19 protein-coding genes are annotated in these 19,562 nt (G+C 60.6%); 8 read left to right on the top strand and 11 right to left on the bottom strand.

The features are described 5' to 3' along the window. Positions 1 to 121: 121 nt before the first annotated feature. The 10 genes from BR00_RS10555 to BR00_RS10510 all read right to left on the bottom strand — a co-directional run bounded on the left by BR00_RS10555 (position 122) and on the right by BR00_RS10510 (position 7,788). A complete protein-coding gene (locus tag BR00_RS10555; RefSeq protein ID WP_496477559.1) occupies positions 122 to 769 on the bottom strand; it encodes a tetratricopeptide repeat protein in 648 nt (215 codons plus the stop codon). Positions 770 to 784: 15 nt separating this feature from the next. Then, on the bottom strand, positions 785 to 1,156 hold the full coding sequence (locus tag BR00_RS10550; protein WP_496477558.1) for a hypothetical protein: 372 nt from the start codon (positions 1,154 to 1,156) through the stop codon (positions 785 to 787). Next, the gene (locus BR00_RS10545) at positions 1,153 to 1,821 is read right to left on the bottom strand and encodes a YkgJ family cysteine cluster protein (protein WP_496477557.1); all 669 of its coding nucleotides are present in this window, start codon (positions 1,819 to 1,821) and stop codon (positions 1,153 to 1,155) included. The genes BR00_RS10550 and BR00_RS10545 overlap by 4 nt, the downstream gene beginning before the upstream one ends. Positions 1,822 to 1,898: 77 nt before the next feature. Next, positions 1,899 to 2,087, bottom strand: coding sequence for a ferredoxin (locus BR00_RS10540; protein WP_281752547.1), 189 nt, complete (start codon positions 2,085 to 2,087; stop codon positions 1,899 to 1,901). A gap of 145 nt (positions 2,088 to 2,232) precedes the next feature. Continuing rightward, positions 2,233 to 3,387 carry a sulfate reduction electron transfer complex DsrMKJOP subunit DsrP gene (gene dsrP, locus BR00_RS10535; protein WP_496477556.1) on the bottom strand — a complete coding sequence of 385 codons (1,155 nt, stop codon included), beginning with the start codon at positions 3,385 to 3,387 and terminating at the stop codon, positions 2,233 to 2,235. Positions 3,388 to 3,396: 9 nt separating this feature from the next. After that, on the bottom strand, positions 3,397 to 4,191 hold the full coding sequence (gene dsrO / locus BR00_RS10530) for a sulfate reduction electron transfer complex DsrMKJOP subunit DsrO (RefSeq protein WP_496477555.1): 795 nt from the start codon (positions 4,189 to 4,191) through the stop codon (positions 3,397 to 3,399). Then, positions 4,188 to 4,574 (bottom strand): sulfate reduction electron transfer complex DsrMKJOP subunit DsrJ, encoded by a 387-nt coding sequence (dsrJ, locus tag BR00_RS10525; protein WP_281752541.1) that lies wholly within the window; start codon positions 4,572 to 4,574, stop codon positions 4,188 to 4,190. The genes dsrO and dsrJ overlap by 4 nt, the downstream gene beginning before the upstream one ends. After that, positions 4,574 to 6,205 (bottom strand): sulfate reduction electron transfer complex DsrMKJOP subunit DsrK, encoded by a 1,632-nt coding sequence (gene dsrK / locus BR00_RS10520; protein ID WP_281752539.1) that lies wholly within the window; start codon positions 6,203 to 6,205, stop codon positions 4,574 to 4,576. Before dsrK ends, dsrJ begins: the two co-directional genes overlap by 1 nt. 18 nt (positions 6,206 to 6,223) lie before the next feature. Next, positions 6,224 to 7,222, bottom strand: coding sequence for a sulfate reduction electron transfer complex DsrMKJOP subunit DsrM (gene dsrM, locus BR00_RS10515; RefSeq protein WP_496477554.1), 999 nt, complete (start codon positions 7,220 to 7,222; stop codon positions 6,224 to 6,226). A gap of 47 nt (positions 7,223 to 7,269) precedes the next feature. Continuing rightward, positions 7,270 to 7,788, bottom strand: coding sequence for an RsbRD N-terminal domain-containing protein (locus BR00_RS10510; RefSeq protein ID WP_496477553.1), 519 nt, complete (start codon positions 7,786 to 7,788; stop codon positions 7,270 to 7,272). A 218-nt stretch (positions 7,789 to 8,006) separates the two neighbouring features. Here BR00_RS10510 and BR00_RS10505 point away from each other — a divergent pair, with 218 nt between their 5' ends. Genes BR00_RS10505 through purE form a run of 4 tightly spaced genes read left to right on the top strand, consistent with a single transcriptional unit; the run spans position 8,007 to position 13,787 of the window. Beyond that, a complete protein-coding gene (locus BR00_RS10505; RefSeq protein WP_496477552.1) occupies positions 8,007 to 10,241 on the top strand; it encodes an LPS-assembly protein LptD in 2,235 nt (744 codons plus the stop codon). Continuing rightward, positions 10,238 to 11,953: a DNA mismatch repair endonuclease MutL gene (mutL, locus tag BR00_RS10500; protein WP_496477551.1), complete on the top strand. Its 1,716-nt coding sequence runs from the start codon at positions 10,238 to 10,240 to the stop codon at positions 11,951 to 11,953. The genes BR00_RS10505 and mutL overlap by 4 nt, the downstream gene beginning before the upstream one ends. 52 nt (positions 11,954 to 12,005) lie before the next feature. Beyond that, positions 12,006 to 13,283, top strand: coding sequence for a phosphoribosylamine--glycine ligase (purD, locus tag BR00_RS10495; RefSeq protein ID WP_496477550.1), 1,278 nt, complete (start codon positions 12,006 to 12,008; stop codon positions 13,281 to 13,283). 18 nt (positions 13,284 to 13,301) lie between these two features. Beyond that, complete coding sequence (purE, locus tag BR00_RS10490; protein WP_496477549.1) at positions 13,302 to 13,787, top strand: 5-(carboxyamino)imidazole ribonucleotide mutase; 486 nt, start codon at positions 13,302 to 13,304, stop codon at positions 13,785 to 13,787. A gap of 42 nt (positions 13,788 to 13,829) precedes the next feature. Here purE and BR00_RS10485 read toward each other — a convergent pair whose 3' ends face one another. Next, positions 13,830 to 14,603: a hypothetical protein gene (locus BR00_RS10485; RefSeq protein ID WP_496477548.1), complete on the bottom strand. Its 774-nt coding sequence runs from the start codon at positions 14,601 to 14,603 to the stop codon at positions 13,830 to 13,832. 96 nt (positions 14,604 to 14,699) lie between these two features. Between BR00_RS10485 and BR00_RS10480 the strand changes: the two genes are divergently transcribed. The 4 genes from BR00_RS10480 to hrpB are packed head-to-tail and all read left to right on the top strand — an operon-like array spanning position 14,700 to position 19,547. Continuing rightward, the gene (locus BR00_RS10480; RefSeq protein ID WP_496477547.1) at positions 14,700 to 16,055 is read left to right on the top strand and encodes a dihydrolipoyl dehydrogenase family protein; all 1,356 of its coding nucleotides are present in this window, start codon (positions 14,700 to 14,702) and stop codon (positions 16,053 to 16,055) included. After that, positions 16,052 to 16,648 (top strand): Maf family protein, encoded by a 597-nt coding sequence (locus BR00_RS10475; protein WP_496477546.1) that lies wholly within the window; start codon positions 16,052 to 16,054, stop codon positions 16,646 to 16,648. The genes BR00_RS10480 and BR00_RS10475 overlap by 4 nt, the downstream gene beginning before the upstream one ends. After that, entirely contained in the window at positions 16,645 to 17,115 is a 471-nt protein-coding gene (locus tag BR00_RS10470; protein WP_496477545.1) for a phosphatidylglycerophosphatase A family protein, read from the top strand. The genes BR00_RS10475 and BR00_RS10470 overlap by 4 nt, the downstream gene beginning before the upstream one ends. Then, positions 17,112 to 19,547 carry an ATP-dependent helicase HrpB gene (gene hrpB / locus BR00_RS10465; RefSeq protein ID WP_496477544.1) on the top strand — a complete coding sequence of 812 codons (2,436 nt, stop codon included), beginning with the start codon at positions 17,112 to 17,114 and terminating at the stop codon, positions 19,545 to 19,547. Before BR00_RS10470 ends, hrpB begins: the two co-directional genes overlap by 4 nt. Positions 19,548 to 19,562 lie beyond the last annotated feature (15 nt).

The following is a 19,562-nucleotide window of genomic DNA, read 5'->3' as shown; positions in this document are numbered from 1 at the left end:
TGCGAGGCTTGGCCATCAAGCCCGCCAACCTCTCACCAACGATTTCAAACAGTTACTCAATTCTCACTGCTTGTGAAGCATGGTTCAAAGCCCCAAAAAAGTCAACCAGAAAATCTTTTTTTCATGGTTTTTGTGCGCCCGAACGGTACGGAGCAATTTCCTCCAGCACCGCCTTCTCCACCTCAAACCCCGTTTCCAGGGCTTTTTCAAAATACGGAACCGCCTTCTCCACCTCGCCTTTTTCCAAATAGGCGAGGCCGATATTATTGTATGCCGGGCCAAACATGGGTTCGATCTCAATAGCTTTCATACATTGCATGATACAGCCATCCGGATCGCCCAAAGCAAGATAGGCACTCCCCAAAGTCGTATGGGCCTGAATAAACTTCGGATCCAGACTCAATGCTTTTTTCAGCGCCTTCACCGCTTTATCCGGCTCTTGGCGCTGCATGTACACGAAGCCAATGTTCCCCCACGGAACAGCAAAGCGTGGACGAATTTGCGCGGCTTTTTTGTTCATTTCCAAACATGCATCCAGATCGCCACGGTGCATGGCCAGACCGCCCAACTGCACATACGCCTCTGCGATTTCCGGCTCCAGCGCCAAGGCATCCCGAAAAGCCTTTTCCGCTTCATCAAGACGGCGCTGGGCAATCAACGAAACCCCAAGATTGTACAACAACGTTGCGGAATCTGGATTCTCTTGCAAGGCAATTTTAATGGATTCCGGATCTTGTGGTCCGTAATCCGGCTGAATTTTCGACGACACGCAGTTCTCCTTGGTTTATGGACGATAATCCCGGATATTGAGCCCGCTTTTTTTCAATTCTTCTGCGTACCACAAAGCAAACTCATACATCCCAATATACCGATCATCGCCATTGATGATACCGAGACAAATTTCCAGGACTCCAGCGCCATAGCCGTTGCTATAGTTTTCCGGAGCATGCTGCTGCAAAAATTCCCGCACCAATTGTTGGGTGGTACGACTGGTTCCATCGGTGCGCCATTCAATGGGATCCTTTGGCTCGGCAAAAGGATCCCAGCGGTCGTACCCGATCCGATCAATAAATTTCCGCCGCCGCGGGGACATAGCGTCATAAATGGCGCGTTTCTGACGCTCATGCTCCGGGGTCATGGCAGTGGAACGCTTCATTCGCCCTTCTCCTCGGAATCCGGCTGCTTCAGACCAAAAAACACGGCGTCATAGGAAGTCAGCAGTGCCCGCGAAACAGGCACGAACATGGTGGCAAAATCGAGATATGGAGACCCCACCGACGCAAGCAAACGCCGACTCATATCCACCAGGCGGTCCTGCAACGGCGCCACCTTAATGGCAGGATAGCGCTCTCCCGGCACAAACCCCGACAAGCCGCACGAACACCCCTGCCCGTGCACATCCAAGGGCAAACCGTAAATGCGGCAGGTGAGCGGACGGTGATCATAGAGTGTACAACGGTCATCCTCTCCCAAGAGCGGACATCGCACCCGTTCACTTGCGGCTTGCTGCAAAATGGCCTGCGTATCACCGCTGCGGGAGTGTTCCTTGTACAAGCGTTTTTTGAGCACTTCGATATGACGATCCGTCTTGTCTGCATCGATCCAAATACGCTGTTTCAGATCATCATCCAAAGCAGAAAAATGATATTGAAGATATACTGCCTCTATAAGAGGAATATCAAAAAGGGCATGACAACAATCGGTGCACCCCTCATGGCAACGCACCGCATGAGCAAACTGCCCTGCAACCTGCGCACACAGACGGTCTACGGATGCGGCCAACTTTGCATATTCGTCAAAAAAAGGAGAAAAATCCTGCATGCCTACCTTTATATGCAATGCAATAGATGAAAAAAAAGGCAGGTCTCCTCAACGAAGACCTGCCATACCGCCAATGCTTAGGCCTCTTCCACAGTGATGGCGTCCTGCTCGCACACTTCCACGCAGGACTCACAGCCCAGGCATTCTTCTTCGTTCACGGCCACGGCCTTGCCATCCTGAAGCTCGTACACTTCCACGGGGCACACATCCACACACTCGCCGTCGCCCACACACTTGTCCAGATCCACCGTAATCTTGTAAGCCATGATATACCTCCGAAAATCTTGAAAAAACTACCGCCATATGCGCGGCGCCCCATCCCTTACACACCTTGAGGCCGCCTGTAAACCACAAGCATGCCAGGGCATATAGGATCTGCCGGAGCGTGAAGTCGCGCCGGCAGACATTCGCCTACTCCACTTCCTGTTTCACGCCGATGGCCACCTTATACAGGATGGTCAGGACCATGAAGCCCACGGCGTAAATTCCCAAAGACACCCCCAACTCCAGTTGCGTGGGAACGTATTCCGTCACTTCATGCAAGGGGTTGGGCACGAAACCGCCGCCGATCATCCCCAATCCTTTGTCGATCCAGGCGCCAATAAACACCAGCAGGCAACCGATGATGAGCATGTTGTCCTGCTTGCGGTTCTTGGGAACCAAGAGGATCAGAATGCCCGCCACGCCCATGATCATGGACGCCCACATCCACGGTACCAGCACCCCATGGCCATGGTAGCCAAAGAAGAGATACTGCAGATGCGCCATGTGCGAAGGGATCTGGCTATAGCTTACGGTGAACACCTCGCAGAGGAAGAGGAAGATGTTCACGATCATGGCGTACACCACGGTCTTGCCTAAAGTGGAAAGCACGTCTTTGCCAGGATCAAATCCGGTAAACATGCGGGCAATATACGTGACCAGGATGAGAAAGGCCGGACCCGCAGCAAACGCCGAGGACAAAAAGCGCGCCGCCAGCACCGCTGTGAGCCAATACCCCCGACCGGGAAGGCCCGCGTAGAGAAAAGCCGTCACGGTGTGGATGGACACTGCCCAGGGAATGGACAGATAGATGAAGAACTTGATCCAATGCGGCGGCTCCACCTGCTTGCGCTCCGCCTCCAGGGTCACCCAGCCCACTAAAATGTTGATGAGCAGATAGCCATTGAGCACCACCATGTCCCAAAACAGGATAGAGTTGGGCGTGGGATGCAAGAGCACATTCATGAGGCGCTGGGGAGAACCCAAATCCGCCACAATGAAGAGCAGGCACAAAAGCACCATGGCCACCGCGTTGAATTCGCCAAGGATCAAAATCTTGGTGAACTTCTTGTAGTCATGAAGATATTTGGGAATGACCAGCATGACCGCCGACGCAGCCACGCCCACCAGGAAGGTGAACTGAGCGATATAAAATCCCCAAGTCACGTCCCGGCTCATGCCGGTGATGGTGAGGCCATGGGAGAGCTGCTGCCAGTAGCAGGCCGCGCCCACCAACGCGAGCAAGGCCAAGAAGGCGAGCCAGCCCCAATACAATTTCGATCCTTGAAGGGCTTTTTCCAGCATGTCTTCCCCCTACACGAGATAGTAAACACACGGTTGCGTTCCCAGGGAGGGGCTGCGCCGGATGGAGAACCGCGACGCAAGCGCTTTGCGCACCGGCGACTCCGGATCTTCCAGGTCACCAAAGACCACCGCCCCTTGAGAGACCTCCACACAGGCCGGCAACTTACCTTCAGCCAGACGTTCGGCGCAGAACTCGCACTTCTCCACCACGCCTTTAGTGCGGGTGGGAAAGTCCGGAGTGATGGAAGCGATATACGGCCGAGGGTCCATGAAGTTGAAGCTGCGCGATCCGTATGGACAACCCGCCATACAGTAACGGCAACCGATACAGCGATGGAAGTCCATCATCACAATGCCGTCTTCCCGCTGGAACGTTGCCTTGGTGGGGCACACCCGCACGCACGGTGGATTGTCGCAGTGGTTACACAAGGCCACTCCAATTTTGGGATGATCTTCTGGCAAGTGCTCGTGCACGTCTTCCAAAAAGAGATTCTCGAAGTGCGTTTCCCAAATCCACTTGATGTTCTGCTTAGAAGGAATGTCCGGCACGTTGTGAATGGAATGACAGGCGTGCACCATTTCCTGGATGATTTCCGAAGTCAACGCCCGGGTGTCGATCACCATGGCCCAACGTTTGGCTTTCAGGGCGTCGGGACCAGCGTGCACAGCATGACGCGAAGCCAAAAGAAGCCCTTCGCTGGACGCAGCCCCTCCCGAGGCCAGCACCTGCGACGCCGGGCGCACACCCCATCCCAGCGCGGCGATACCAGCGAGCTTCAAAAAACAGCGGCGCGTGGTGCTCATTGCTTCACCCCCTTCGGGTCAACGTGACAGTCCCAACAATACGGACTCACGCCAACGGAATTATGGCACTTGTCACAGAACTTATCTTTATTCTCGTGGCATTTCAAACAAGTCTTCGTCAAAGACTTGGCATACGCCTCATGACTAGATGCAGAATGGTATTCATGCATGCCATCACGCACCACTTCATCACGCCACTGGTTGAGCATCGCCATGTGCTCAGCACGCATGAACTCCACGTTCTCCACGCACTGCTTGGCAATGCGTGGCTTTTCCAGCTCGGGCTTTACATACGCTGCCCGCCCGATGTTGTTCCAGAATGGATAGGTCATCACGACCACAAACACGGCAAGGCCAGTGAGAATTTTTCCCTTGTCGTACATTATTCATCCTCCTTCCCGGGCAGGTCCTCACCACGCAAATTCACTTCGCGTTCCTTTTCCCCTGGGATGACCAAGGCGTTGCCCACCAACTCATGAAGGCCACAGACGCTCACCTCTGGCACCCAATACTTCATGGTACCCGGGAGCACGGCCCGGTCGATGGCGCACACACAGCCCAGCATGTTCACCCCATACTTTTCGTGTACGTACTTCACCGCGCTGGCCCGCGGCAGACCACCCATCATGCGGAGTTCTTCGCACTCACCGGCATTGAGGCCTGCACCGCCGCCGCAGCAGAAGGTCTCCTCCCGGATGGTTCCCGGAGGCATGTCCGTAAACTTCTCCACCACATGGCGAGCGATATACCGAGGTTCTTCAAAAAGTCCCATGCCGCGAGACGTATTACAGGAGTCATGCCACGTCAGATGGATCCCCGCATTGCGGCTCTTGTCCAAATTGAGTTTTCCATGCTTGATAAGATCCGCGGTAAACTCAGTAATGTGGATCATCTTGGTGCTTGCCGCATGCTGGAACACTGTCCCGGTGATGGGGTTGGTGGGCACGATCATATTGGGAGACTGGAATTCAGGACCATTGAGGGTATCCATGTATTGATGGAGCACGCGCCACATATGGCCGCACTCACCGCCGATGATCCACTTGACCCCCAAACGTGCTGCTTCCATGTAAATCTTCGAATTGAGACGCTTCATGGTCTCATGAGAGGTAAAGAAACCGAAGTTTCCACCCTCGGAAGCGTATGTGGACCAGGTGACATCCAATCCGTACTCACGCTTGAGATATTCAAAGAGGATGAGATATCCCATGCAAGTATACGTGCCTGGATCGGCGAACACATCGCCCGACGGCGTCACAAAGAGGATGTCCGCCCCTTTCTTATTGAACTGAGGTTCCGGACGAATGCCGGTGATATCTTCGATATCATCACAGAAAAAGTCGATCATATCGAAGAAGGCGTGGGGCTGGATGCCCAGGTGGTTGCCTGTGCGGTAACAATTGGCCACCGGCGTGGCGATCCAGTCGATATTGAGGCCCAGGAGATTGATGAGCTCCCGCCCCATGATGGTAATCTCGGCGGTGTCGATACCATACGGACAGAATACCGAACACCGACGGCACTCACTGCACTGGAAGAGGTAGTACCACCACTCCTTGAGCACCTGCTCCGTCAAGGGGCGGGCGCCGGCAAACTTGCCCAGCAGTTTTCCAAAGGTCGTAAACTCCCCGCGATACACCGAGCGGATCAGCTCAGCGCGCAGCACGGGCATGTTTTTGGGATCGCCCGATCCGATGAAGAAATGGCACTTGTCGGCGCAAGCGCCGCAACGCACACAAATATCCATGAACACCTTGAAGGAACGATATTTATCCAGACGTTCACGGATACCATTGAAGATGATCTCTTTCCAATTTTCCGGAAGCTTCCAATCCTCGTCGAGAGGATTCCATTTGCGGGCATGCGGAAATCCTACATAATTCAAGCTCTCCGGATTAGCTGCATAGCAGTACCGACCCGGCTTGATATCCACCGGCACGTCCATCCAATCTGTCTTGGGCGGCGTGTGGTTGATGTTGGCATAGAGCTCTTCAGGGCGTGGCAACGTGGACATGCGTTTGGCTCCTTACTCTCACAGAGGCTTTTCAACAGGAAGTCCCTTCTCCACCATCTTTTCCCGGAACTCGTCCTCATACTCTTCATACGTATGGTAGTGGACGTTCTCAAACTTCCAGGGATTGATGTGTCGGAATTTCCGTGAGGCGCAATTCATGTTCCGCGTGGGGCTCAAAAACACCCCGCCCATGTGCATGAGTTTGCTGAGCGGGAAGTATATCAGCAGAATCGAAACCAAAAACACATGGACATAAAAAATCACGCCAATGCCTTGAGGGACTTTCCACGAGAAGCTCACCAGGCCCATGGTGAGCTCTTTCACGGCCATGATGTCCACCTTGGCAAAATAGCGCATGAAAATGCCGGTCAGACCAATGCCCAGTATCAAAAAGAGCGGGAAGTAATCCTGCACCTGAGAAATATAACGCACACTCGGCACCACCACCCGCCGCAAGAACAAATAGGTGACGGCGACAATAAAGATGAGGTCAGTGAGATACAGCGTGGGTGCTGCGATCTGGAGCATGGAATCCACGGACTCGATGCCGCGGATGAACGCCGGAACTGGATCGGTAAAGAACCGCATGTGGCGCACAAAAATAATCAAAAACGAATAGTGGAAGGCCAAAGCGCCCAGCCACAGCCACTTGCTCGATGCGTACCGCACCCGAGCATCGCTATAAAGCTGGGGTTTATTGTTACGGAACAAGGATCGGAACAAAAGCACTTCCAAAAGCATCCGCAGCACCACGCCGGTGGTGGTGGAGGGATTTTCAATAGTGCTCTGTTTGATCCAGGGCAGGGACTCTTGTTGTCCGCAGGTCGTGGGGATGCAGAACGGCACAGCCGACTTTCCCCACTGCACAACGCGCCAACAGAAACCCACCACAAACACAGCGGCGGCCAGGAAAGGTATGTACAGACCAAATGTCCGTTCCATACCTAAAGCCCCGGCACCCACCAAGGCGATTGCCGCAAGGGCAAAGACCAGGAAGAGGGAGTAGAGAGCTTTCATGTACCTTCTACCTCGCTATAGGGTTACACAAAAATATACCAACGGGACTACCCCGTAACGTCCTCTTTCTGAATAAGATTCGCCTTCTCGAGCAACTTGTGGGTGCGGTCATACAACTGATTGGCCTTCTGCTGCCACAAGGTTTCCCGGCAGTTCATGTAGATATCAAAACCCATGAGCAGAAGGCGATCGATACGGATATACCACTCATGCAGCAGTGCATCGGCTTGCTCCGGACCAGTCACCGAACACAGTTCACGATAAAGAATCTCTTTCAATGCCGGGATGAAACTTAAAGCCACCGAGGGGGATAGTCCCTGGACTGCGCGAATACGCAAAATCCCATCCAGCTCTTTGGCACATTCTGCTTCCGTGGCGCCGCTAAGGAGCTTGGACACAATTTGTTCGGTATTGGTCCGAAAGGTATACCCCGCTGGGTTGGAAAACCGGTTGTGCACCGAAGCAAAAAATTTCGCCCCTTCCTCGGGGTAGGCGCGCAGGATGGCGCCCGCCCACTCTTCGGCGATGGCGCTTTGGCGCTCCCGAAGCGTACGCTCAAAGTCCATGCATGCTCCTTTTCTTTGGTATGCGCGATAGCGAACGAACCACGAGCGGCCCGCAATTGCGGGGGGTTGTAAAGAACGGGTGTCAGGAGGTCAAGCTGCACGTGAAAAAAGCGACAAGGCACCCGCGCTCACAACAGCACCCGATCCAGGGCTAGGCTTTTGGGGGGAAGCGTGGTAGGAGCGTCTCCGCTTTTCACCTTAAAACCACTCGAGGCCCCATGTCCCGTTGGCTCCTCCCCGTGCTCGTGTGCCTCCTCCCGTGTCTTGCCCTGGCAGAGCCCCAGCCAGACACCTGGCGTTTGACCGCGGACCGCACCGTGGCCAGCCATGACAGCCAGTACGTCGAAGCGTTCGGCAACGTGTTTGTGGAACGAGGCGACGATTCCATCCAGGCGGACTACGCCCGGTACTATCACGCATCCCGCTGGGTCTATTTACGCGGCCATATCCAAGCACATCTGGGTGGGGACTATCTCCAGGCTGAAGAAGCCGAGTTCGACCTCGCCACCAACCGCGGCTGGCTCAAAAACGGAACGGTGTTCCTCGCGGATCCACATATGTATTTTTCCGGAGCGCTGCTCAAGCGTACCAGCGAAGCAAGCTACGAGTTTCGTGAGGCCACGGTGACCGTGTGCGACGGCGAGCGCCCCGCGTGGTCCATCAAAACCTCCCAAGGCGCTATCAGCCTCGACGGCTATGCCCAACTGTGGAATCCCCGCTTCCAGGTCCTCAACCAACCGCTCCTCTACGCTCCCTATGCGGTCATTCCGGTGAAGACCAAGCGCCAAAGCGGCTTCCTCTTGCCGGAAACCAGCCTGAGTGAACGACTCGGATTGGTATACAACCAGCCATATTACCAAGTTATTGACGAGGAAAGCGACGTCACCCTGTACGCCAACCTCATGACGGAAAAAGGGCTCATGCTGGGGGCGGAATACCGCGTCACCCCGGATATCTATTCCAAGGGTCTCTTCCGCTTCGACTATCTCTACGACAACCAGATCGAAGGCGCGTCCCCCTACGCCGACAATGCCGGCTGGGAGCGCGTCAACCGTAACCGCTACTGGCTTCGTGGCAAGTATGACGGGCATCTGGGGGACCCCGACTTTGGACTGAAGCTGGACCTCGATTGGGTATCGGACCAGGACTACTTACGAGATTTCGGCCATGGGTATTCAGGCTTCCGCAAGAGCCGCAAAACCTTTCTTGCGGCCTTTGGCCGTGATATCGCGGATCAGGATGACAAAAAGCGGATCAACCGCCTGCTCCTCTCCCACAATTGGGCGCATTTCGGTTTTTTCGGTCTCATCGAATACGTCCAAAACCTGGCCTACACCAGTAACAACGACAATCCGGACTTTGCCAAAGACCGCAACCCCACGCTCCAGCGGCTCCCCCAACTGGACGCCTACCTGTACCAAACCAACATCGGGGACACACCCATTACCGTGGAAGGCGAAGCCCAGGCCGTCTCCTTCTGGCGGGAATACGGCACCACCGGCACCCGCTGGGATATCCATCCCACGGTGGGGCTTGCACTCCACGAACCCGCGTTCTCCTTTATCCCCAAAATCGGCGTCCGCGGGACCTTCTACGATATCGACCGCTTCGAAAACGAGTCCTCTCAGGTGGACACACAGAGCAACACACGCTTCCGGGGACTCTGGGACTTTTCTTCCTCTCTTTCCACGGAGCTCTTCCGCATCTTCCCCTTGAGCGCGCCGCCGCAAGCAGAGCCGGGCAAGTGGCTTGCCGTCCGTCATGCCATCCAACCCCAGCTCACCTACACCTACATCCCGGACCGCGACCAAGAAAGCTATCCCCTCTTCGACGCCCGGGATCGGGTCAATGCCACCAATGAACTGCGCTACAGCATCACCAATGTCTTCACCCGCAAGGCCCAAGGAGCTGCCGGGTCCGCAACCATGGACTTTGCGGAATTCTTGCGGGTCAAAATCGAGCAGGGGTTCGAAATCAACGAAGCGCGGCGCAACCACGACCTCTCCGACTACCCGCGGCGCCCCTGGTCGGATCTCCTCCTTGAGGTCTCCGCATCCCTGGGACCCTGGCTCACCCTCACAGACCGCACCTGGTTCTCCCCCTATGCGGCCAAAGTCACGGAACACGAGCATAATCTCGTGGCTTCCTGGCCGGATCACGGCTACGCACTCTTCGGCCTCGATTTTCTCGCCCCCATGGACGAATATCTGCGCCAAAACCAAGAGCGCCAAAACATCGCCCAAATGGGGGCAGGCTGGAACTTTGGCCGAGGGGTGAGCGCCGCCCTCACCTACCGCACGGACTGGGAGGAAGGCATCGACCTGGAAAAAACCGTGACCGTCCGGTATGCCCACCAATGTTTCGACCTGGAGGCCAGCTGGTCCCGCACCGATACCGATACCCGCATGGAGTTACGCGTCTATCTTGATCAATTAGGGGCCTGGGAACGATGACGCTCCCCCGCATCCAGAAACTTCCTGAATCCCTGCAAAACCACATCGCTGCCGGGGAAGTGGTGGAACGGCCGGCCAGCGTGCTCAAAGAGCTCTTGGACAACGCCTTGGACGCCGACGCCACACGGGTGGATGTCATGGTGGAAGGCGGCGGGCAAAGCTGCATCCAAGTTCGCGACAACGGCCACGGCATCCTCCCCGAAGACCTCCCTCTTGCCCTGACCCGCCACGCCACGAGCAAGCTCCACTCCCTGGAAGATCTCACCGCCATCCGAACCTTGGGCTTTCGCGGAGAAGCCTTGGCCTCGGTAGCCAGTGTCTCCCGCCTGCGCCTGGCAAGCAGCACCGGCGGCGGCGAAGGTGTGGCGGTGGAAGCGGAATTCGGCCGCCTCGGCGCTCCCCGCCCCCTTGCCATGGCCCAGGGGACCGAGGTGACGGTGCGCGATCTCTTTGCCAACGTCCCCGCCCGCCTCAAATTCCTGCGCACGCCCACCACCGAGTCCCGCAAGTGTCAGGAGGTCTTTCAGCGCATAAGCCTCCTGCATCTGGATGTCTCCTTGAGTTTCTCCCAGGCGGGCCGCTCCGTCTTTTCCCTGCCGGCCACTGCTTCTTTGGCCGAGCGTCTCCGACATTTCTGGCCTGAAGAAATCGTGGACGCCATGCTGCCGGTGGAGAGCCGGGGCTCTATCGAGGTGGTGGGGCTTGCAGGGGATCCTGCGCGGGCCCAAGGCCGCGGCGACCGCATCCTGCTGGCGGTCAACGGCCGGCCTGTACAGGATAAATTGCTCGTACGCGCCGTGCGCGAGGCCTACCGAGGGATGATCCTCGGAAACGAATTTCCTCAAGTAGTCTTGGACATCCGCCTGGACCCGGAGATGGTGGACGTCAACGTGCACCCTGCCAAAATCGAGGTGCGCTTCCAGGACGAAAGCATGGTGTTTCGAGCTGTGATGCAGGCGCTCTCCCGCGTCCTACAGAAAAACTTACGGCGAGAAGAGCCCCCCGCGCTGACGCCGCCTGCGGACATCTCGCTGTCGGCCCCCATGGATCCGCCGACGCCCAAGTTTGCCCAAACCCGGCTCATGGAGCACCTTGCTGTCGCGGCCGAGGCCCCCGCCCTATGGGATCCCCCGGCCCCGCAAGCGCCCCCACCGCCATCCCGCACGTCAATTCATCTTCCCTGGCGCTATGCCGGCCAAGTAGCCGCCACCTATTTGGTGCTTCTGGGCGCCGACGAAGTGCTCCTCCTCGACCAGCATGCGGCGCACGAACGCGTGCTCTTCCACAGCATCGCCACCACCCCGCCCAGTTCCCAAGGGATCATGCCCCCGATCACCTTTCCCGTGCATCCCTCCGAGGTGGACACCGTGGAGGCCCTGTGGGAGCCGCTCACGACCCTTGGATTTGCCCTGGAGCACACGCCTCCCCGCCTCGTGGTGCACCGTATTCCGGCCATCCTCACCGTTTCCCGGGCCAAAGACTTCATCGCCGACGCCCTGCAGGGCAAGGAGCGGGATCTGCACAGCGTACACGCGCGTATGGCCTGCCACGGGGCGGTGCGGGCCGGAGACGAGCTCTCCCCCACCGAGGCCCACGCCCTGCTGGAAGCCTGGTGGAACACCCCGGAGCGGGAATTTTGCCCCCATGGCCGCCCCACCCTGGTCCGTCTTGGGGTGGAGGCCTTGGAAAAACTCTTCAAACGCCGCGGATGAATCCCGCACCAACCGTCACGCATTCCACAATCACGCATCAAGGAGGACTGCAGTGAATATCCTGCTCGTAGGATCTGGAGGCCGAGAACACGCCCTGGCCTGGAAGATCCGCCAAAGCCCCCTGACCTCCCAGCTGTGGATCGCCCCGGGAAACGGCGGCACCGCAGCCTTGGGGACCAATGTATCCATCGCGGACACCGACATCCCGGCATTGGTCCGCTTTGCCCGGGAGCACGCCGTAGACCTCGTGGTGGCAGGCCCCGAGGCCCCGCTGGTCCTTGGACTTGCCGATGCCCTCGCGCAAGCCGGCATCCCCTGCTTCGGTCCCTCGGCCTTCGCCGCCCAATTGGAAGGTTCCAAGACCTTTGCCAAGACCATGATGCGAGAGGCCGGCGTCCCCACCGCGGCCTTCGCGGCCTTCGAAGACCTCGACGCCGCCCTCGCGTATGCGCGTCGCCACCCCTTGCCCATGGTCATCAAGGCCGACGGCCTGGCGGCGGGCAAGGGAGTGGTCGTGGCCACGACCTTGGCCGAGGCCGAGACTACCCTGCGCCAGATGATGGGGGAAAAGGCCTTCGGCGCCGCAGGCGAGCGCGTGATCATCGAAGAGACCTTGACGGGCGAGGAAGTCTCGCTGCTGGCCCTCTGTGACGGCGAACGCATCGCCGTCCTGCCTTCAGCCCAAGACCACAAACGTGTGGGGGACGGAGACACCGGCCCCAACACCGGCGGCATGGGGGCCTACAGTCCTGCGCCCATCCTTCCGGATGCGGACGCCGCTGCCGTAGCCGAGCAGGTGATCACCCCCATGGTGCGCCACCTCAAATCCCTCGGCCGCCCCTTCGTGGGCGTCATCTACGCCGGGCTCATGATGACCGCCGCCGGGCCCATGGTCCTGGAATACAACGTGCGCTTTGGCGATCCGGAGTGCCAGCCCCTCATGGCGCGCCTGGAAAGCGATCTGGTGCCCATCATGCTCGCCTGCTGCCGGGGAGAGCTCGATCCTCGGGAAGTGCGCTTCACCCCCCGTCCCAGCTGCTGCGTGGTGCTGGCCTCCCAAGGGTACCCGGGCCCCTACCGCAAGGGGCTGCCCATCAGCGGTCTCGCCGAGGCGAGCCAGGTCCCGGACACGGTGGTCTTCCACGCCGGCACCACCCTGCAGGGTGACCAACTGGTGACCGCCGGCGGCCGAGTGCTCGGGGTGACCTCCCTGGGCGATACCTTGGCCGAAGCCCAGGCCCGGGCCTACGCCGCAGCAGGCCGCATCCATTTTGAAGGCTGTTTTTTCCGCAAGGATATCGCCCACAAAGGGATTCACCGCACCCCATAACGCCATAAGGAGCCATCCATGCCCCTCGTCGCCATCTTCATGGGAAGCAAATCGGACGAAAACGTCGTGCGCCCCTGTGCCGAACTCTTGGCCAGCCTCGACATCCCCCATGTCTTTACCATCACCTCTGCCCACCGCACCCCGGAGCGCACCGAACGTTTGGTGCGTGAACTGGAAGCACAAGGCGTCCAAATATTTATCTGCGCCGCAGGCATGGCGGCCCATCTCGCCGGCGCCGTTGCGGCCCGGACCATCAAGCCGGTCATCGGCATCCCGGTGGCAGCCTCGCCGCTCGGCGGCATGGACGCCCTGCTTGCCACGGTGCAAATGCCTCCGGGCTTTCCGGTGGCGACCGTGGCTCTGGATAGCGCCGGGGCGCGCAATGCCGCCTGGTTGGCGGCCCAAATCCTCGCCACGAACGATCCCGACCTGGCCCAACGCCTGCGCGAGGCCCGGCAGACCATGGCCGAACAAGTGGAAACCGACGCCGCGGCTCTGATCTAAAAACAATGCGGGGGACAGAGAAATCTGCCCCCCGCGTATGTGTTACGGCGCTGCGTCCCCGGCACCGGGCCGGGGCGCATCTCCAGGTGGTTGCGAGCTCCCTTGCGGGAGCTGCGGCGTCACGTCGATGGACCCCGGCGGCAGAATCGTGCCGGATTTATGCACCACGGTATTGTCCACAATGGCAATACCCAGCTGTTCCATCACCTGCCGCTTGTATTCGTACTCCATATTCTTGGCGCGCAGTTTGTACTGAAGAATCAGGCGCACCACGGCGTAAATGGTCCCTGCAGCAAGCACAGCCCCCAGGCCGATGAGAATAATCCGGGATGCCGCCTCGCCAAAACGACCGAGAAACTCCAGGATGCTCCCAAGATTATAGAGTACTCCAATAAGGATGCCCAGCATCCCCAAAATCAAAAGAAACGGAAGCTGCATACAAAAATTGATCGCCGCCGCCAAACGGGCCTCGGTGCCATCTTCTTTCTTCGCCCGCACCAGGGGACGCCCCTGATGGCCATACACAAAGGCATTGAATCCCGCCACTACAATGCCCACCAAAAACGTCACGGCAACCGGTGCGCTCAAGGCCACCACAAAATACGTCTTCCATGGAAAGGGAATATCTACGGGATGCCCCGTCACCGCAGCCTCGTCGAGGCCCAATTGGTACACCCAGCACACCAAAAAAATGAGCCCTTCCACGACCAAGAGCAAATGCACGTATTTCCGAAATAGGTCTTTGAGCTCGTATTCGTCGAAGAGCGCTGCAAGACCGTGCCGGCGCTCGTCAGTCCGCTGTTGTTTCTCTTCCATAACCTCCCCAGGTGGCCCCGCTGCCCCTTGCCCAAACTCTGCGGCTTCAGTAGGCGGCGGGACGCTGTTCGTGATCTCTCTTACTTGGAGTATACCATGACCCAGTACCATGCCGATATGGTCATCCTGGGCGCAGGGCCGGCTGGTTATGCCGCAGCTCTCGCCGCCAGTCAAAGAGGAAAAGCCACCGTGCTCGTGGCAGACGGCCCACTGGGCGGCACTTGCCTCAATTGGGGCTGCATCCCCACCAAAATCTATCTTGGCGCCAGCGAACCCCTGGAGGGGCTGCGCACCATGGGGCGTCTGCGCCTCTTGCGCGGTGAGGCCGCCTTGGACCTCGCCGCCCTGCGCCGACGCGCTCAAACCATCATCCAGGCCACGCACAAGGCCATGGCTGCGGCTTTGGAGGGCGGCAAAGTACAGGTGATCCACGGCCGCGGCCGCATCACCGCCCCGCACACGGTCACGGTGGCGGAAAAGGACATCTCCATCCAGGCGCCCATCATCCTCGTGGCCACGGGCTCCCGCCCCATGCCGCTTCCGGGGCTCCCCTTCGGCGGCCCGATCCTCGACTCCACGAAGGCCCTCGAGCTCTCCCAAGTCCCCCAGAACCTCGTCATCATCGGCGGCGGGGCCATTGGCGTGGAGATGGCCCAGTTCTGGAACCGCATGGGCTCGACCGTCACCCTGGTGGAAGCCGCCCCCACCCTGGTCCCCAGTGAGGACCCCGCCCTGGGGCACGCCCTCGCTGCCATGCTCAAACGCAGCGGCATCACGATCCATGTCGGAGCGCCGGTACAGGAAGTCCTCGTGGATGGGGCAGACGCCCAGGTCCGCCTGCCCCAGACCACATGCACGGCCCAGGCAGTGCTCGTGGCCATCGGCCGCCGCCCCAATACCGAAGACCTAGGCCTTGAGGCTGCCGGGGCGCAGGTGGACGGCCGCGGTTTCGTCACCACCGACGACCAACTCCGGGCGGCTCCTGGAGTCTACGCCATCGGCGACGTCAACGGCCGCACGCTGCTCGCCCATGCCGCCGAGCACCAGGCCCACTTTGCCGTGGCCCATGCTTTGGGAGAAATCGCAGGCCCGTACCATCCAGGGCCCATTCCCGCATGCGTGTACGGCGGCGTGGAAGTGATGCGCGTGGGGCCCGTGTATGCCGAAATCCACGGCCACGAGGTGTTTGTCTCCCGATCCATGCTCGCGGCCAACCCTATTGCCCAGGCCCATGGGCATGTGCACGGCATGGTCCAGGTGTACTGGCGCCATGGACAGGTCGTGGGTGTGGCGGCGGTCGGGGCACGGGTGTCCCATCTTGCGGGCCTGGCCGAAGCCATGGTGCGGGACGGATGGGACGAATCGGCGGCGCACACCCATATCTTCGCCCATCCGAGTCTGGATGAAGCCGTGCGCGCCGCCCTCACCGCGCCCAAGGAGCCGCTGTCATGATCTATCGCGGCCCTTTGCGCCCCAAGCGCCCCCTGATCCTGGCCTCATCATCGCCACGGCGCCAGGCCATGCTCACAGGTCTTGGGCTGCATTTCGTGGTGCGCGCGCCGTCCATCGACGAGTCCGTCCCTCCAGGGATGGACCCCAAGGGGCACGCCCTCGCTCTCGCCCGCGCCAAGGCGGCCGCCGTGCACGACCCGGAAGCGGTCATCCTTGCCGCAGACACCGTGGTGGCCCTGGGCAGCCGCATCCTGGGAAAGCCCCGCGACCCGGAGGAGGCCTTCCATATGCTGGAACTTTTGGCAGGCACCGAACACCAGGTGCATACCGCCGTGGCCCTGCGCCAGGGGGACCGTGAACACACCTTCGCGGTTTCGGCGCAGGTGCGCATGGCCGCATTTTCCCCAGAGCTCCTGCGCGCCTACGCCGCCACCGGCGAAGGTCTCGACAAGGCCGGGGCCTACGCGGTGCAAGGGGTGGGAGGCTTTTTGGTGGAGTCGGTGCGCGGATCAGTAAGCGCGGTCATCGGCCTCCCCTTGGCAGAAACCGTCGCCGCCTTGCTGCACATGGATGCGGTGGAGCCTGCGCCATGAAGCTCTCTGCCGGTGTTGTGCTTGGCCTCGCCACCTTGGGCGGCATCGGCCGCCTGCCCAAGGCCCCCGGCACCTGGGCCTCGGCTGCGGCCGCCATCCTAGCGCCGCTGCTTTTCCTTCCACTCCCCATGCCCCTGCGGCTGGGGGTTTGCCTCGGTATTTACCTCGTGGGCGTACAGGCGGCCACGCGCGCCGAAGTCCTCCTGCAGCGCCATGACCCAGGCTGCGTGGTCATCGATGAACTTCTCGGCCAATGGATCGCCCTCTGCGCCACGGCCTCCCCCGCGCCGTGGTGGGAGCTGGTACTGGCGTTCGGTCTCTTCCGACTGCTCGACATCACCAAACCATGGCCCATCCGCGCCCTGGAACGCCGCATTGCCGGGGGCCACGGCATCATGCTCGACGACGTGGTGGCGGGGCTCATGGCCTTGGGAGGACTGGCGCTGCTGCGCGTCCTGCTTCCATGACCCCTGCCGTGGACCAGGCCTTCGCCGCTGCCATCGCCGCCACCCTGGACCGTCTCCGCGCCCCGGGCGCATCCCTCCTGGTGCAGTCGCCGCCAGGCACGGGAAAGACCACGCGCATCCCCCCCCAACTCCTGAACGCCCCGTGGGCCCAAGGCCGCGGCATCCTCCTACTTGAGCCCCGACGCATGGCCGCACGGGCGGCGGCCCGATTCCTTGCCCATGGCTTGGGAGAACAAGTGGGGGGCACCATCGGCCTGCGTACCCGTCTGGAGACCCGAGTCGGCCCGAGCACTCGCCTGACAGTGGCCACCTACGGCGTGTATCTGCGCCTCCTGCAGGAAGACCCTGCCCTGGAAGCCTTTGCCGGCGTCATCTTCGATGAATGCCATGAACGCACCCTGGCCGCGGATCTCGCCCTCACCTTCACCCAGGACGCCCGCGCCACCCTGCGACCGGACCTGCGCCTCGTGCTCCTCTCCGCCACCGTCACCCCGGCCGACTTCGCCAACGTCCTCCCCAACCTCACGGTCGTCACCGCCGAAGCCCCAAGTCATCCCGTAGAGGTCCATTACCTGCCGCCGCGCCCTGGAGAGGACCTCTTCGACCACGCCGCCCGGGTCGTCCGCCACGCTTGCCTGCGCCATGGCGGCACCACCCTCGTCTTTCTCCCCGGCATGCGCGAAATTCAGCGCCTCTTCCACGCCCTGGCGGACCTGCCGGCAGAGGTGCTGCCGCTGCACAGCTCCACCCCCCCAGCCCGACAAGACCAGGCATTGCGCCCGGCTCCAGGCGAAAGGCGGGTCATCCTCGCCACCAGTATCGCAGAGACGTCCCTCACCATCCCTGGGGTCACCGTGGTGGTGGACTGCGGCCTTGCCCGGGTGCCCCGCTACGACCCCGGCCGCGACCTCACGACATTGGCCACGGTGCCTGCTCCGACGGCCACCATCCAGCAGCGCACCGGGCGGGCAGGACGCACAGGTCCAGGGACATGCTACCGTCTCTGGGATCCTAAGGAAGAGCATCACCGCCCAGCAGCTCCGCAGCCGGAGATCCTGGAAGCCGATCTGACGCGCCTTGCCCTGGAAGTGGCCGCATGGGGCACTCCGGTCCACGACCTCGCCTGGCTCACCCCGCCGCCCGCCGCGCCACTGCAGCGCGCCCGCACCCTGCTTACTGATCTCGGCGCCCTGGACGCCCACGGCCGCGCCACGGAGCATGGCCGAAAGCTCCTGGGGCTCCCCCTTGCCCCGCGCCTCGGCCACATGGTGCTCTCCTGCCCCGGGCACCTCCAGGCCACGGCCTGCGCCCTCGCCGCCCTGCTCGAAGAAGGGGGCGCTCTCCTGCGCCGCGAGCACGACCTCCGGCACGCCCTGGCCGCCATCCACGAGCCTGGCCCCTGGCGCACGGTCTTCCATCGACTGCGCCGCGCCCTCCATATCCCCACAAGCGCTCCCCTCTTCCCGGAACACGCGGGCTTCCTCACCCTGTTGGCCTACCCGGACCGTCTCGCCGGACGCATGCCTGACGGCTCATGGCGGCTGACCACCGGCACCAAGGCCGTCTGCCCCTCCCGAACGTACGGCGGAGCCACGTACCTGGTGGCACCCTGCCTGTCGGGGAGCTCGACCCGAACGCTCACCATCCACGCTGCGGCCCCGGTGGATATCCCCGACATCCAACACGTCTGGGGGCCGCGCCTGCGCCTGGAGCGCAGCGTGCGTCTGGAAGGCGACGACGGCCGCGTGGTGGCGGAAACGCGCCTGCTTGCAGACACCCTCCCCGTACGCGCCCACCCCGAAACCCCATCGGCCGAAGAACGGAAAGCGGCCTTGACCGAGGCCATCCGCCGCCGTGGCCTCTCCTTCTTCCAGTGGACGGAGAGCGCCCGCCAGCTGGTGGCCCGAGTGCGCCTGGCCCACACCCTCGATCCAGAGCACTGGCCTGCCTGGGAAGATGCCTTACTCATGGCATCCCTGGAGGATTGGCTCGGCCACCACCTCATGCACTGCTCAAGGCTCGCCCAGGCTGCGGCCATGGATCTGACCCGCCCTCTGCAGGACTGGCTTGCCACCACCCACGGATATGACGCAATCCAACGTCTGGACCGTTTACTGCCCCAGACCATATCCACCCCTGCCGGAGCCAAACGTCCCATCGACTACACCGATCCGTCGGGGCCACGCGTATCCGTCAAGCTCCAAGAAATGTTCGGGGCCACCCAAAGCCCGCGCCTGGCTCACGGCCGTGTCCCCATCACCCTGGTCTTGCTCTCTCCCGCCCACCGCCCCCTACACATCACTCAAGACCTCGCCGCCTTCTGGGCCGGAGCCTACCGCGAAGTGCGTAAAGAGATGCGCGGTCGCTACCCCAAGCACGCCTGGCCGGAAGATCCCCTCCACGCAGCCCCCTCCACACGCACCCTAAAGTAGAGTCTATCAGTCCGA

The sequence above is a fragment of the Thermodesulfomicrobium thermophilum DSM 16697 genome, from assembly GCF_059568695.1.
Note: the sequence above shows the minus strand (reverse complement) of the source record. Positions and strands in the feature narration are given on the sequence as shown.

Bases quoted from the DNA above. Each gene is read 5' to 3' on its own strand.
- purE (WP_496477549.1), top strand. From the start codon at position 13,302: ATGCCCCTCGTCGCCATCTTCATGGGAAGCAAATCGGACGAAAACGTC.
- BR00_RS10485 (WP_496477548.1), bottom strand. From the start codon at position 14,603: ATGGAAGAGAAACAACAGCGGACTGACGAGCGCCGGCACGGTCTTGCA.
- dsrO (WP_496477555.1), bottom strand. From the start codon at position 4,191: ATGAGCACCACGCGCCGCTGTTTTTTGAAGCTCGCTGGTATCGCCGCG.
- BR00_RS10550 (WP_496477558.1), bottom strand. From the start codon at position 1,156: ATGAAGCGTTCCACTGCCATGACCCCGGAGCATGAGCGTCAGAAACGC.
- BR00_RS10540 (WP_281752547.1), bottom strand. From the start codon at position 2,087: ATGGCTTACAAGATTACGGTGGATCTGGACAAGTGTGTGGGCGACGGC.
- dsrK (WP_281752539.1), bottom strand. From the start codon at position 6,205: ATGTCCACGTTGCCACGCCCTGAAGAGCTCTATGCCAACATCAACCAC.
- BR00_RS10505 (WP_496477552.1), top strand. From the start codon at position 8,007: ATGTCCCGTTGGCTCCTCCCCGTGCTCGTGTGCCTCCTCCCGTGTCTT.
- dsrM (WP_496477554.1), bottom strand. From the start codon at position 7,222: ATGAAAGCTCTCTACTCCCTCTTCCTGGTCTTTGCCCTTGCGGCAATC.
- dsrP (WP_496477556.1), bottom strand. From the start codon at position 3,387: ATGCTGGAAAAAGCCCTTCAAGGATCGAAATTGTATTGGGGCTGGCTC.
- BR00_RS10470 (WP_496477545.1), top strand. From the start codon at position 16,645: ATGAAGCTCTCTGCCGGTGTTGTGCTTGGCCTCGCCACCTTGGGCGGC.
- BR00_RS10480 (WP_496477547.1), top strand. From the start codon at position 14,700: ATGACCCAGTACCATGCCGATATGGTCATCCTGGGCGCAGGGCCGGCT.
- BR00_RS10545 (WP_496477557.1), bottom strand. From the start codon at position 1,821: ATGCAGGATTTTTCTCCTTTTTTTGACGAATATGCAAAGTTGGCCGCA.
- BR00_RS10475 (WP_496477546.1), top strand. From the start codon at position 16,052: ATGATCTATCGCGGCCCTTTGCGCCCCAAGCGCCCCCTGATCCTGGCC.
- mutL (WP_496477551.1), top strand. From the start codon at position 10,238: ATGACGCTCCCCCGCATCCAGAAACTTCCTGAATCCCTGCAAAACCAC.
- hrpB (WP_496477544.1), top strand. From the start codon at position 17,112: ATGACCCCTGCCGTGGACCAGGCCTTCGCCGCTGCCATCGCCGCCACC.
- BR00_RS10510 (WP_496477553.1), bottom strand. From the start codon at position 7,788: ATGGACTTTGAGCGTACGCTTCGGGAGCGCCAAAGCGCCATCGCCGAA.
- dsrJ (WP_281752541.1), bottom strand. From the start codon at position 4,574: ATGTACGACAAGGGAAAAATTCTCACTGGCCTTGCCGTGTTTGTGGTC.